Here is an 11,852-nt window from a genome sequence, read left to right as displayed (position 1 = left end):
AATTTTCTAGCTTCACTATTATATAGTTTGCCATTATAGCAGTGAGGACAGCTATCACCACTACAAAAATTCTCAGGAGTTAAATAGCTGGTATTCGCATCCTTATAATCATCAAACCCATATTTACCTTGCCAATTACTACGATCTATCTTTTTGGGCTTATCGCACTCTCCTTCATTACCACCATTCCCGTTATCAGATTCACCTGGCGGTTCTTTTAATGAATCTGAACTATCTTTTTTTTGTGATCTGCCTTAAAACCAATCAGCATTTCCTTAAGCTTATTTATACTGATATTTGATGATGCTAGCTTGTCTATTAGCTCGTTACAAAATTTCACAAGCTCTACTATCGTTTGCTGTTCATCTCCCGTTAATGAACTTTCCTTGACATGCTGTATTAGTTCTTCTCGTTCTTCAGCACTTAAGGTCGCTACTTTTGGTTTTTTCATTTGATTAATTATCATTATTATTAATATTTCAAATATTATAATATGACTGCTACTTTTTCAACTAGTTTTTTTATTAATCTGTTTTTTATTAATCGGTGATATTTGCATAGTAGAAATCCAAATTTATACAATAAATTCATACTAGCAAAGAAATTAGATAGTGTTACGCAGTTTTGCTGCAAGTATACAGTGATACTTGATGCTTTAAGTGGTAAATTTTAATAAAATTATTTACCCTTGCTTTTTTAAGATTGTAGCTATTTGAGGTAATGAAATAAAAAATTTGAATGTGTAGCGACTTGATATTTCTGATTAATGTCGCCACACATTAAATCTTAATTAGCTAAATTATGTGCTTATTTAATAATTTTGGCCACTGTCTCCAGTTCAACACTACTAATAATAAATTTTATAAAAAATCACTAATTGTGAGCAAAAAGGTGTACTTCTGGGATTAATAAAGATATGTGTGAAGATAATACTACGTGGTGTGGTGTTAAGCACCGAGGTTAGAAGCAACAATCAGCAAATTTTTAAATCTAACCTCAGTGTCTATTTTCCAAACACAAAAAACAGGGATTAATTGTATGACGAGCAATGTCAAAAATCAACAACAAAATGATTCAACAAATGAAAAAATAAATAATATCACTAACATTGCTGCACAAATACTTAGAGAAGTTTTGCAGAGCAATAATATAACTTATATAGAACTTATCGATGTTCGTATAGGTTTAGAAGGAATTGAAATACTTGGCAAAATTTTAGAACATAATAAGCTTATAACGTATACTTGCAGCAAAACTGCGTAACACTATCTAATTTCTTTGCTAGTATGAATTTATTGTATAAATTTGGATTTCTACTATGCAAATATCACCGATTAATAAAAAACAGATTAATAAAAAAACTAGTTGAAAAAGTAGCAGTCATATTATAATATTTGAAATATTAATAATAATGATAATTAATCAAATGAAAAAACCAAAAGTAGCGACCTTAAGTGCTGAAGAACGAGAAGAACTAATACAGCATGTCAAGGAAAGTTCATTAACGGGAGATGAACAGCAAACGATAGTAGAGCTTGTGAAATTTTGTAACGAGCTAATAGACAAGCTAGCATCATCAAATATCAGTATAAATAAGCTTAAGGAAATGCTGATTGGTTTTAAGGCAGATCACAAAAAAAAGATAGTTCAGATTCATTAAAAGAACCGCCAGGTGAATCTGATAACGGGAATGGTGGTAATGAAGGAGAGTGTGATAAGCCCAAAAAGATAGATCGTAGTAATTGGCAAGGTAAATATGGGTTTGATGATTATAAGGATGCGAATACCAGCTATTTAACTCCTGAGAATTTTTGTAGTGGTGATAGCTGTCCTCACTGCTATAATGGCAAACTATATAATAGTGAAGCTAGAAAATTGCTACAATTTACAGGTAATGCTCCAATTACAGTCAACAGATATGTAAAGAAAACGTTACGCTGTAATGCTTGCGATTATACAGTTATGAACAATAAAAATATCAACAAATGGACAAATAGTAGCAGAAGTGCAATAGTGTTACAAAAGACCTATGGTACTCCTTTCTACCGTTTATCTAGGCTACAGAGTTTAAGCGGGGTTCCTATAGCATACAGCTCGCTCTGGCAACAATATTTAGATGTTTGGCAAGAAGGTGGTGGAGCTGAAATTTACGGGGTATTATTGGAAATGGCTGCCGAATGTAGTTCACTGAACCTTGATGATACTAGAGCTAGGATTTTAGAAATTACTATAGCCAATAAAAAATTACGTACTCAAAATAAGAAAGGACGCAGCTGTTATACTACTACAATATGTGCTAAGACTGCAAATAATGAGGTAATAGTTTTATATTTTACCGGTAATAGGCATGGTGGAGAAAATATAGGTAACGTACTAAAGAATCGTAAGAATAGAACAGATTCTATCCAATTAATGACTGACGCAAGTAACAATAATAACCCGGTATTATCAGAAGCAGATAAAGAATTACTGGCAATAATAGTGATGATCAATTGTTTGTCACATGGTCAGAGAAAATTTACAGAAAATGAACTATATTACCCTGAAGAATGCGGATATTTTCTCAAACAAACACGTGGGATTTACCACAATGAACATCAATGTAAAGAGATGAGTCCTGAAGAGAAACTTGGGTATCATCAGGAACATAGCAGTAAATATATAGAAAACATATATAACAAAATAGACGAATTATTTAACGACAAGAAAGTTGAGCCTAATAGTAGGCTTGGACAAGCTATGAAATATTGGATAAATAATAAAGAAGGTTTGACCCAATTTTTAAAAATCCCAGTTAGCAATCTTGATAATAATTGGGCTGAGAGATCACTGCGTACCATTATTTTACAAAGGAAGAATTCATTATTCTTTAAAACAATCAATAGTGCTGAGATACATAGTGGTCTGTATAGTATAGTAAAGACTTGTAGTGAGAACGAGATCAATGCCTTTAAATATTTAAATTGGCTACAAGAGCATAGTAGCAAAGCAAAGAAGCATCCTGAGGATTATACGCCTTTTGCCTATGCAAGATATATGAATAATACGGAATTAATCGAGACAGCAGCTTAAACGACAGGAAGCCAATCATTAGAGAATTTGGCAGAACTAGGATCGCCATTATGAATAAGAATGTGTAAGGTTCTATAACAAATTTGGTAAGATGAATTATCAGATGGGAAAAGTTTTGCCGTAAATTTACCTTTGGATAGGCGTTTAGAGCATAGCCAAAAGCCTTGACCGTCAAAGGACAAAATTTTAATGGCAGTTCTGTTTTTATTATAGAATAAAAACAAGGAACCATTAAGAGGGTCAGAAGAAAGTTTTTGTCTACAAACAGCGATTAAGCCATCGATACCCTTGCGAAAATCGATGGCAATAGTGGCAACAAAAATAACTGACGCCGGGGTTAGTTGCAGCATAAAAATGTCTGAATTATAGTTTTTGGCTCTAGTGTTTGGATAATAAGCTTGGTACCATTTGGTTTAATAATGTGACAAGTATAGTGATTTTGCTTGGGAGCAGCTACAGGATCGGTATCTATAGAATTTACTAGTTGAAATGGGAGAAAATTAATATTTTGTTGTAGGGATTGATTTGAAGTTGAGACAGAAGAAGTTTTGATGGTAGGTTCATGGGCTTTTTTAGTTGAACTAATTGTTGCTTTATTAATATTAAGATGTTTAGCTATCTCTTGGTAAGAATAATGATGGAGTAATTGGTGAACTAATTCCTTTAGATGGTTTGGTATAGGATCAAACTTATTAGTTTTAGTTTGACGCCAAGCTTTAAATTGCTGAGCTACTTGCTCAATAGTAATCGATGGTATTTGCATAGTATGAAACCCAAATGTATAAAAAATTCATACTAACAAAAAAATTAGATAAAGTTATGCAGTTTTGCTGCAAGTATACACATCACGTATTACACAGCATTTTCTTTCTTCAACTCTACCATGTCCTTTATCATAAGTTTCTGCTACATCTGTTTCTAGAAACCTAGCTACATCTGACTCAAAGAACTTTTCAACCTCATTATACAATCCAGGATGATTCATCTTTAACCCTAAAATATAGTCAGCTTCTTTTTCTACAATCTGTTTGGCTATGTTTTTTTGACACCCCATGGCATCAATAGTAACTATTGCATTTTTAATATCTAAACATTCTATTGCTTCTGGAATAGCTGTGATTTCATTGTCTTTGCTATCAATTGCTTGACCAAATAAAGTGACCCCTGATTCAACTGCATAGACATTTAAAAAATGCAATGCTCTACTATCTTTACATTTTGAACCTCTAAGCGTCTTACCATCTATTGCATAATGTTTCTCGTTTAAATCATGATTAAAATATTTTATTAACACATTATTTAATTGCTTAGAATCACATCTAGTAATAAAACTTCTAATAGTACAATCACTAGGAGTGCCATTTTTAAAGGGTAAATATTCTCTTAAAGTATCAATATGAGCTTTACCAAATTCTTCAATTTCTTCCCAACTCTCTGCCCTTGCTGCAACCGCTACTACCGCTAAAAACAATAATTCTATTAACGGATAGGCTATTTTACTCTCTTGTCTATGTTCTTTAATATCGCAAAAATGTTCTGCAAAACTCTTGACAAATTCTTTTTCTTTTAACATCAATATCCCTAAAAATAATTATCTTATTTAGAGATTCTTACGTCATTTCTATACTTTTTGCAAAAACTTTATTATTACAATATCATTAACTTTTATTCATCAGACCGCCGTGGGGCAGCTCGATACAGAGCAACAAACTAAACAAAAACTTGAACAACAATTGAATAACGAAACTGCTCAGTTTAAGCAAAAAATAAAAGATATACAAGGGCAGCTCAATACAGAGCAACAAACTAAACAAAAACTTGAACAACAATTGAATAACGAAACTGTTCAGTTTAAGCAAAAAATAGAAAATATACAATGGCAGCTCAATACAGAGCAACAAACTAAACAAAAACTTGAACAACAATTGAATAACGAAACTGCTCAGTTTAAGCAAAAAATAGAAAATATACAAGGGCAGCTCGATACAGAGCAGAAAACTAAACAAGAACTTGAACAACAATTGAATAACGAAACTGCTCAGTTTAAGCAAAAAATAAAAGATATACAAGGACAGCTCGATACAGAGCAACAAACTAAACAAGAACTTGTACAACAATTGAATAAGAAAATACAAGAAACAAATAAGAAGATTATTAATTTTGAACAACAAAAAGAAACAATACAAGAGCAGCTCACGACAGAGCAACAAACTAGACAACAAATGACTGACGAAAAACAGACTGCAGTTGAGAAGATAGTTCAGCTTGAGGAAAAAATAAAAAATATACAAAAGCAGCTAGAGACCGAACAGGAAGAAAATAAACAACAGCTAGAGAAAGAACAACAAAGTAAACAAAAGCTTGTACAACAAATAACTGACGAGAAACAGGCAGCAGCTGAGAAGATAGTTCAGCTTGAGGAAACAATAAAAAATATACAAGAGCAGCTAGAGAAAGAACAACAAAGTAAACAAGAGCTTGTACAACAAATAAGCGATGAAAAACAGAGAAAAGAACAAGAACTTGAAACATCACGACAACTAGCAGAGGTTTCTATACCAAAAGCAGTAGAAGAAATATCAACCATTACTGGGATAGCTCCTCTAATGCCAAGAATAATGTCGGCAAATAGCAATATACTTTTTAATAGAATGCCCGTAATATTTAAAAGCATTGGAGCAGGTGATGAAGAAGAATCTTTTAGTAACATATCAAAAGGTTTGTGGATTAGAGGTTTGTATAGCATAAGTAAGCAGAATATGTCCCCAAATATTACAGGTTATAAGAGTAATAGCAGAGGTATTGTTATTGGGTTTGATGTTGGAACAAAGAAAGAGGTAGGGGACTTATTTGGTATTGCATATAGTCATATATGTTCTGATTTTAAATTCCAAAATCAGAATAATAAAATTTTGCTCTCTGGTCATATTATATCCATCTATGGTCAGAAGAATTTGGGGTATAATTTGTCATTACAAGGAGTGTTATCTACCACACGTAATTATGTCACCAACAAGTCCATGCGTTCTATAGATGATAAAACATACAATATATCTGGTAAGTACTGGAATAATAGCTATCATTTTGATACCAGACTTAACTATAATATTGGGCTTTCTAAAGGTTTTACCATGATTCCTGGTATAGGTATTAGATATGAACAATATCAAGATAGTGCTTATACTGAGACTAATAAAGAAACATATAATTTATTTATGGCAGCTAAGTCACAAAATTTCTGGATCGGCTCTATTGGTAGTAAATTATTGTTACCAGCTCTACCAATTACTCAGAATGTAACAATTACTCCAATAATACATGGCTTTATTGAAAAATATTTTAATAATAAAAATCAGAAGATTGATAGTAAAATATTGATAAATAATATTATCTTTGAACAACAAACCATGATACCAAAACAATCTACTGTTAGTTATAATATCGGTACTAGCTTATTATTAGCTAAAAAGAATACAGAGATATTAATGGAATATAATTGCCATTTGAGCAAAAGATATCAAAGTCATCAAGGTTCCATAAGACTTAAAATTATGTTCTAAACTTAAAGAATTGATATTGTTTGTAGAGTCTGTTTGTAACAAACTTTATTCACTTATGGAATTCTACCCCATAGTACAATTTTTATTCTATAAGTATAGTCAATTCAATTCAGGGGAATTGGGTAGCAGAAGCGACGTCTATATGTAATAGCCGAGTGACTAACAACGTCACCAACTTCTCCTGAATTAACTATACAATTTTTAAATTGCCATGAGGGTTATGCATAAAAATTACAATTGAAAACTTAAATAATAAAAATTAATTATTTTATTAAAATTAGTATAGACAATATGCAAAATATTGTTGTAACTTTAATAAAAAGGTAAAGGTTCTTATATAAATTAACCATTTATAGAATACAAATATGTCTAAGAACTATCATAAACACCACCCTACTATTCTATTCATAGTTTACTTAGATCATATAGTCAATTGATGAGAAATTGGGAACGTCGTCACTCATAGCTCCTAGCCCCAAATTCTCCTGAATTGACTACAGTAAGCATATAAAGGAGGATTAAATGAGTAAACGTAAGAATATTGCTCCTGTAAATAACGGCAGCAAGAGGCAAAAAGTTCAAAATAGCAAACAATTGGTAGAAGAAAAATTTAACATACTCAGTGGGAAGTTACAAGAATTAGGAGTCAGTACACTCAAATTAAGCTTTATATCTTCTATAGCTACAACTATTGACAATCAATTAAAGTTTATAGAATTTTTAGAGCAAAATGATGTTGATCAACAACCTAAATATATTAAATATTTAGTATTCTTAGAACAAAATAATATTAAATTTACTACCATCTCTAGTATATTAAATGGTGCTGGAAACAAGGCTCCAGATGCTTTTAATTTATTATGTCAGCAATTATTTAATCAACAAAGTAGCGTTCTTGAAAAATCAAAACTATTACTAATATTAGAGCAGAACGGAATATTTTTATCTAACATCTCTAGCATGCTAAATGGAGCGGGGGCTAAAGCTCCAGATGCTTTGAAAGCATTATTTAAGCTATTATTTGATGAGCAAAATGGTACAAAATCGTACATATTAAAAACATTTGAGGAGAATGAAACATCTTTCACTAATATCTCTAGCATACTAAGTGGAGCTGGGGCTAAAGCTCCAGATGCTTTGCAAGCATTATTTAAGCTATTATTTGTATTTGATGAGCAAAATGGTAATTTTGTAAAATCACCACTATTATTAACATTAAAAAACAATGGAATATCTTTAACTACCATCTCTAGTATATTAGGTGGAGCGGGGGCTAAAGCTCCAGATTCTTTAAAAGCATTATTTAAGCTATTATTTGATGAGCAAAATGGTACAAAATCGGACATATTAATAACACTTGAGAAGAACGGAGTAAATATAGCTAACATCTCTAGTATTCTACATGGAGCAGGAGCTAAAGCTTCAAAATCTTTGAAAGCGTTATTTGATCAGTTATTTACTAAGCAAATGGATATATATGTAAAATCAAAACTATTACTAACATTAGAGGAAAACGGAATATCTGTCAATACCATCTTTAGCATGCTAAGTGGAGCTGGATCTAAGGCTTCAGAATCTTTGCAAGCATTATTTAAGCTATTATTCAAAATTCAAGGTGAGGCATATGTAAAATCAGACCTATTAACAACGTTAGAAGATAATGGAATATTTTTAACCAGCATCTCTAAAATGCTAAATGGAGCTGGAGCTAAGGCTTTAGAAACTTTGAAAGCATTATTTAAGCTATTATTTGATAAACAATTTGACGAACAGAATAATGAGATATTTGAAAAATCACTGATATTCAAAACATTAGATGGTAACGGAATATCTTTAAATACTATCTTCAAGATACTAAGTGCAGCAGGAGCTAAGGCTGCAAAAGCTTTTGATTTATTATTTAATAAATTATTTACTAAACAAGGGAATAAATTTGAAAAATCACTGATATTCAAAACATTCGAGGAGAACGGAGTATTTTTAAAGAAAACCTCAAATATACTCAGCAATTCAGAAAGTAACGAAATATTGAATTCAATATTTCAACAATTTCTTACTAATCGATGTTCTTCATTTAAAAAATCAAAACAATTAATACCTGAAAAGAGAGAGGAAATAATTAGCCTCTCTAGTATATTATATGGTGCAGGACTTAAAGCTTCAGAAATTTTGGACGAATTGTTTGATAAATTATTTGTTAAGAAAGGAAATAGATTTGAAAAATCAGACCTATTAATGTCACTACAAAAAGGGGAAAAGTCATTAAATAGCCTCTCGGAAACTTGGCAAGAGACAGGAAGTAAAGCTCCAGCAGTTTGGGATGGATTATTTAATAAATTATTTATTAAGAAAGAAAATAGATTTGCAAAATCAAAGATATTTAAATTGTTAGAAGATCACGGAATGTCTTTAAAAAAGATTTCTGATATTTTCCATGGAGCTGGAGCTGTAGAAGCTTTTAATTCATTAGTTAGACAATTATTTACTGAGCAAAAAGACGGTACATTTGTAAAATCAGAAGAATTAAAAGTACTAGAACTGAACATATTATATCTAACTAATATATTTAGTATTCTAAAGGGTGCAGGGGGTGATGCTCCAAAAGCTTTTAATTTATTATTTAATCAGTTATTCACTAAACAACAAAATGGTACATTTGTAGAATCAGAAAAACTAAAAATACTAAAACAGGAAGGAATAGACTTAACTGTCATTTCTAGTATACTTAGTGGTGCGGGAGCTGAAGCTCCAGAAGCTTTTAATTTATTATTTAGACAATTATTCATTGAGCAAAAAGACGGTACATTTGTAAAATCAGAAAAATTAATAATACTAAAACAGAGTGGAATACAGTTGACTACCATTTTCACTATACTCAGTGACGCGGGAGCTGAGGCTCCAGAAGCTTTTAATTTATTATTTAATGCATTAGTCGTGCAAGATGATGGTGCATTTAAAAAATCAAATAAATTAATAATATTAGAACAAGAAGGAATAGACTTAGCTATCATTTCTAGTATACTTAGTGGCACAGGAATTAACTTTCTCCAAGCTTTTAATTTATTATTTAATGCATTAGTTGCTCAGCAAGATGATGGTACATTTGAGAAATCAGAACAATTAAAAATACTAGAGCGTAGTGGAGTATCTTTAACTGACATCTTTAATCTGCTGGGTGGTACAGGAACTAAAGCTCTAATAGTTTTGGATGAATTATTTCTTCAATTACTAACTAAGCGAGGTAATGTAATTGAAAAATCGGAACTATTAGAAACATTAGAGAATAACAACGTATCTTTAACTACCATTGCTAATATAATCAGTGGAGCCAAAGTTAAAACTGCAAAAACCTTACTTTCATTGTTTGAGCAATTATTCACCAAACAAAATAACGGTATATTTGTAAAATCAGAACTATTAACAACACTAGAGAATAACGAAATATATCTCCTGACATATCTATCATAATTGCTAGATCCGGAGCTAATGCTCCAGAATCTTTGAACTCATTATTTAATAAATTATTTATACTTAACCCTAATTATAATCCAACGATAGCTATTGATATAAATTATACTTTTTATACTGAATATGTATCAGCAAATAAAAAATATATTGAATCCCCAATATGCACCACTTTTAAAAAGTATATGGGAATAGCTAAAATGTGTAGTCTGTTGAGTGGTTCAGGGGTTAATATTAAAAACACTATGGAAACACTATTTAATTTACTCTTTATTGAAAATAATAATAATTACGTTCCTATACCAAATATCAACATAAATTCACTAGATAGGAATGATCTAATAAAAATAATTAAGGAAAAACATGATGCTATAGTCAATTCAGAAGAATTGGGTAGCAGGAGCGATGGAGTGATGCCTATAAGTAATAGGCAAGTGATGAGTGACGACTTTACTAACTTCTCATCACTTGTTGAGGGCTTAAATATTTTATGTAATGAGAATGCTTGGTACCCTTTATTAGAAGGAATTGGAGGAGCCGAATTGAAAACTTTGTCAACAAGAGAAATAGAGAGAATTATAGGTGATAAGTCAATTCAGGAGAATTGGGTAGCAGGAGCGACACCTATATGTAATAGCCGAACGACGAGTAACAACTTCACCGAGTCAATCATTTATTTTGTGTAAGTTCTATTTTTTACATTCCAATAAATCATATTTAAAATTACCACAAAGTATTTCAAATTGATTCAAAGCTAATGACCAATCTTTTATGGGCATAGTCCATTTTTTAGATGCACTTTGTAGGGCTAAAAATATTATTTTTTGAATTGATTTATCATCCGGAAACACCCTCTTATTTTTGATAATTTTCCTAATTTGACGGTTGACTCACCTAGAACTGAATGGTTGTAAGCTAGGCTATACCTTGCGTCCACCGTTCGACATGTTCATAAAATGTAACGAAATATAGGAGAGTGGTGGAGACGAAGGGAATCGAACCCCCGACCCTCTGCGTGCAAAGCAGATGCTCTACCCCTGAGCTACATCCCCAAACCATAACCTTTAACGAACAGGTAGTTTATATACCTTTTTATACGTAAGGTCAACAACCTTATTGCAAAATTTTATCTCAAGTTAAATTTTTGCTTTACCCCAAGGTAATGCTTTACCATCAGAACCAACTACTAAATCTCCTGAGACATCGTATTCTGCTGCCAAAAAGGAAGATTTACCAGATATAAATTTTACTGGTTTAATTTTTTGTCCATTATAAAAATACTCCTTAGCCTGCTCTCTAGAGGTTGGGTTATTTTTAGACGCTGTTTTAGCTTTTGACATATTATGCAATTACCTCAAATATTTTTCTATATATATAATCTAATGACAAAATATCTCACCTTTAATATTTGTCAAGGAAAAGAAGGGTTTAAAATGGCATTTTTAGCCCAGGTGGTAAACCAATATTACCAAAAGCATTATGCATAGAATTTTGTGAATCCTCATCAACTTTGCTTTTTGCATCACTGAAAGCTGCAACAATTAAATCTTCCAGCAACTCTTTCTCGGTCTCTTTAAGCAAAGAGGCATCAATAGAGACCTTACGAACCTCTCCTCGACCACTAACGGTAATATTTACCAACCCACCACCAGCTTTCCCAAAATATTCAGTACTTGCCATTTGCTCTTGCATTTCCTGCATTTTTTTCTGCATTGACTGAGCTTGTTTTAAAAACTGATTAAAATTTACCATGTT

General features: G+C 31.6%; 12 protein-coding genes and 1 tRNA gene. 6 read left to right on the top strand and 7 right to left on the bottom strand.

Going from position 1 to position 11,852, the window contains the following annotated elements:
* Positions 1–217: 217 nt before the first annotated feature.
* Complete coding sequence (locus ACQH6S_RS07055) at positions 218–466, bottom strand: hypothetical protein (RefSeq protein ID WP_341758049.1); 249 nt, start codon at positions 464–466, stop codon at positions 218–220.
* 572 nt (positions 467–1,038) lie between these two features.
* Between ACQH6S_RS07055 and ACQH6S_RS07050 the strand changes: the two genes are divergently transcribed.
* The 3 genes from ACQH6S_RS07050 (at position 1,039) to ACQH6S_RS07040 (ending at position 3,072) form a co-directional block, all read left to right on the top strand.
* Positions 1,039–1,263, top strand: a complete 225-nt coding sequence (locus ACQH6S_RS07050; protein WP_425364459.1) for a hypothetical protein — start codon at positions 1,039–1,041, stop codon at positions 1,261–1,263.
* A 148-nt stretch (positions 1,264–1,411) separates the two neighbouring features.
* Positions 1,412–1,660 (top strand): hypothetical protein, encoded by a 249-nt coding sequence (locus ACQH6S_RS07045; RefSeq protein WP_341758049.1) that lies wholly within the window; start codon positions 1,412–1,414, stop codon positions 1,658–1,660.
* A gap of 302 nt (positions 1,661–1,962) precedes the next feature.
* Positions 1,963–3,072: an IS66 family transposase gene (locus tag ACQH6S_RS07040; RefSeq protein WP_425364395.1), complete on the top strand. Its 1,110-nt coding sequence runs from the start codon at positions 1,963–1,965 to the stop codon at positions 3,070–3,072.
* Here the strand turns inward: ACQH6S_RS07040 and tnpB are convergent.
* Genes tnpB through ACQH6S_RS07025 form a run of 3 tightly spaced genes read right to left on the bottom strand, consistent with a single transcriptional unit; the run spans position 3,069 to position 4,645 of the window.
* Positions 3,069–3,422 carry an IS66 family insertion sequence element accessory protein TnpB gene (tnpB, locus tag ACQH6S_RS07035; RefSeq protein ID WP_341752109.1) on the bottom strand — a complete coding sequence of 118 codons (354 nt, stop codon included), beginning with the start codon at positions 3,420–3,422 and terminating at the stop codon, positions 3,069–3,071. The genes ACQH6S_RS07040 and tnpB overlap by 4 nt on opposite strands.
* The gene (locus ACQH6S_RS07030) at positions 3,410–3,835 is read right to left on the bottom strand and encodes a hypothetical protein (protein WP_341758053.1); all 426 of its coding nucleotides are present in this window, start codon (positions 3,833–3,835) and stop codon (positions 3,410–3,412) included. Before ACQH6S_RS07030 ends, tnpB begins: the two co-directional genes overlap by 13 nt.
* Before the next feature lie 54 nt (positions 3,836–3,889).
* Positions 3,890–4,645, bottom strand: a complete 756-nt coding sequence (locus ACQH6S_RS07025) for an ISAs1 family transposase (protein WP_425364458.1) — start codon at positions 4,643–4,645, stop codon at positions 3,890–3,892.
* Between the two features lie 109 nt (positions 4,646–4,754).
* Between ACQH6S_RS07025 and ACQH6S_RS07020 the strand changes: the two genes are divergently transcribed.
* The 3 genes from ACQH6S_RS07020 to ACQH6S_RS07010 all read left to right on the top strand — a co-directional run bounded on the left by ACQH6S_RS07020 (position 4,755) and on the right by ACQH6S_RS07010 (position 10,783).
* A complete protein-coding gene (locus tag ACQH6S_RS07020; RefSeq protein WP_425364457.1) occupies positions 4,755–6,632 on the top strand; it encodes an autotransporter domain-containing protein in 1,878 nt (625 codons plus the stop codon).
* 522 nt (positions 6,633–7,154) lie between these two features.
* Positions 7,155–10,100: a hypothetical protein gene (locus ACQH6S_RS07015; protein WP_425364456.1), complete on the top strand. Its 2,946-nt coding sequence runs from the start codon at positions 7,155–7,157 to the stop codon at positions 10,098–10,100.
* A gap of 32 nt (positions 10,101–10,132) precedes the next feature.
* Positions 10,133–10,783, top strand: coding sequence for a hypothetical protein (locus ACQH6S_RS07010; protein WP_425360399.1), 651 nt, complete (start codon positions 10,133–10,135; stop codon positions 10,781–10,783).
* 291 nt (positions 10,784–11,074) lie between these two features.
* On the opposite strand, the gene ACQH6S_RS07005 is transcribed toward ACQH6S_RS07010, so the two are convergent.
* From ACQH6S_RS07005 to ACQH6S_RS06995, 3 genes are all read right to left on the bottom strand, one after another.
* A tRNA-Ala gene (locus ACQH6S_RS07005) sits at positions 11,075–11,149 on the bottom strand.
* 84 nt (positions 11,150–11,233) lie between these two features.
* Positions 11,234–11,437: a hypothetical protein gene (locus ACQH6S_RS07000; RefSeq protein WP_425360400.1), complete on the bottom strand. Its 204-nt coding sequence runs from the start codon at positions 11,435–11,437 to the stop codon at positions 11,234–11,236.
* An 88-nt stretch (positions 11,438–11,525) separates the two neighbouring features.
* Positions 11,526–11,849, bottom strand: a complete 324-nt coding sequence (locus ACQH6S_RS06995) for a YbaB/EbfC family nucleoid-associated protein (RefSeq protein WP_094648943.1) — start codon at positions 11,847–11,849, stop codon at positions 11,526–11,528.
* Positions 11,850–11,852 lie beyond the last annotated feature (3 nt).

Origin of the sequence: Candidatus Tisiphia endosymbiont of Mystacides longicornis (assembly GCF_964031095.1) — a bacterium.
Lineage (GTDB): Bacteria > Pseudomonadota > Alphaproteobacteria > Rickettsiales > Rickettsiaceae > Tisiphia.
Note: the sequence above shows the minus strand (reverse complement) of the source record. Positions and strands in the feature narration are given on the sequence as shown.

Excerpts from the sequence above, each read along its gene's own strand:
- ACQH6S_RS07055 (WP_341758049.1), bottom strand. The coding sequence starts at position 466 with ATGATAATTAATCAAATGAAAAAACCAAAAGTAGCGACCTTAAGTGCT.
- ACQH6S_RS07050 (WP_425364459.1), top strand. The coding sequence starts at position 1,039 with ATGACGAGCAATGTCAAAAATCAACAACAAAATGATTCAACAAATGAA.
- ACQH6S_RS07045 (WP_341758049.1), top strand. The coding sequence starts at position 1,412 with ATGATAATTAATCAAATGAAAAAACCAAAAGTAGCGACCTTAAGTGCT.
- ACQH6S_RS07040 (WP_425364395.1), top strand. The coding sequence starts at position 1,963 with ATGAACAATAAAAATATCAACAAATGGACAAATAGTAGCAGAAGTGCA.
- tnpB (WP_341752109.1), bottom strand. The coding sequence starts at position 3,422 with ATGCTGCAACTAACCCCGGCGTCAGTTATTTTTGTTGCCACTATTGCC.
- ACQH6S_RS07030 (WP_341758053.1), bottom strand. The coding sequence starts at position 3,835 with ATGCAAATACCATCGATTACTATTGAGCAAGTAGCTCAGCAATTTAAA.
- ACQH6S_RS07025 (WP_425364458.1), bottom strand. The coding sequence starts at position 4,645 with ATGTTAAAAGAAAAAGAATTTGTCAAGAGTTTTGCAGAACATTTTTGC.
- ACQH6S_RS07015 (WP_425364456.1), top strand. The coding sequence starts at position 7,155 with ATGAGTAAACGTAAGAATATTGCTCCTGTAAATAACGGCAGCAAGAGG.
- ACQH6S_RS07000 (WP_425360400.1), bottom strand. The coding sequence starts at position 11,437 with ATGTCAAAAGCTAAAACAGCGTCTAAAAATAACCCAACCTCTAGAGAG.
- ACQH6S_RS06995 (WP_094648943.1), bottom strand. The coding sequence starts at position 11,849 with ATGGTAAATTTTAATCAGTTTTTAAAACAAGCTCAGTCAATGCAGAAA.